Origin of the sequence: Dyadobacter sp. OTU695, from assembly GCF_038440355.1 — a bacterium.
Classification (GTDB): Bacteria; Bacteroidota; Bacteroidia; order Cytophagales; family Spirosomataceae; genus Dyadobacter.
On record NZ_JASATN010000077.1, the window covers coordinates 1 to 666 of the forward strand.

The window sequence follows — 666 nt, forward strand, 5'->3', positions numbered from 1 at the left end:
CTGGTAAAAACAAATCGTTTGACACCAGCTTCGTGTGCAGCCTGCGCTAGCGCGATACTTCCCTCGCGGTTGGTTTTGATGATACCTTCGTTATCTGTAAAGGTCCGGAAGAGCGCGGCAAGATGGATCACGGCATCCATACCGGATACGGCCGCCGGCAGTGTGGCTGGTTCAAACAAGTCGCCGGTTATGGGTTTCGCGCCGAGCTCTATCAGACCGCCAGCTTTTGCAACGTCCCTGACCAATATTGATACATCATAGCCTTTGGCTATCAGGCGTGGCACTAAACGGCTTCCTACTTTTCCTGTTGCTCCTGTTACTAAAATTTTCATTGTTGATTGATTTAATATTTACAAGGCAAAATTAGGCCGCAGCTGGGCGGACAGCCAATCAATATCAAACCAATAACTATGATTTTCAAACCTTCCGGAAAGTGTTCGGTGTGCTACCAGTCAGGCGTTTAAAATAGTTATTAAAGTACGCAGGGTATTCAAACCCAAGCGCGTAAGCGATCTCGGCCACGCTCCAATCACTATGTTGCAACAGCGCTTTTGCTTCGGCAATAATGCGCGAGGATATATGCGCCGAAGTGGTTTTGCCCGTCGTTTCCCTGACAGACCGGTTCAGGTAATTGACATGTACACTTAAATGTCTGGCATAGTCCTG

The 666-nt window shown here is 48.2% G+C and carries 2 protein-coding genes; both read right to left on the minus strand.

Annotation, left to right across the window (positions count from 1 at the left end):
* The coding region (locus AAHB90_RS32490) for an NAD-dependent epimerase/dehydratase family protein (protein ID WP_342089490.1) at positions 1-332 on the minus strand (332 nt) is incomplete at its 3' end.
* Positions 333-417: 85 nt separating this feature from the next.
* The coding region (locus AAHB90_RS32495; RefSeq protein ID WP_342089491.1) for a helix-turn-helix domain-containing protein at positions 418-666 on the minus strand (249 nt) is incomplete at its 5' end.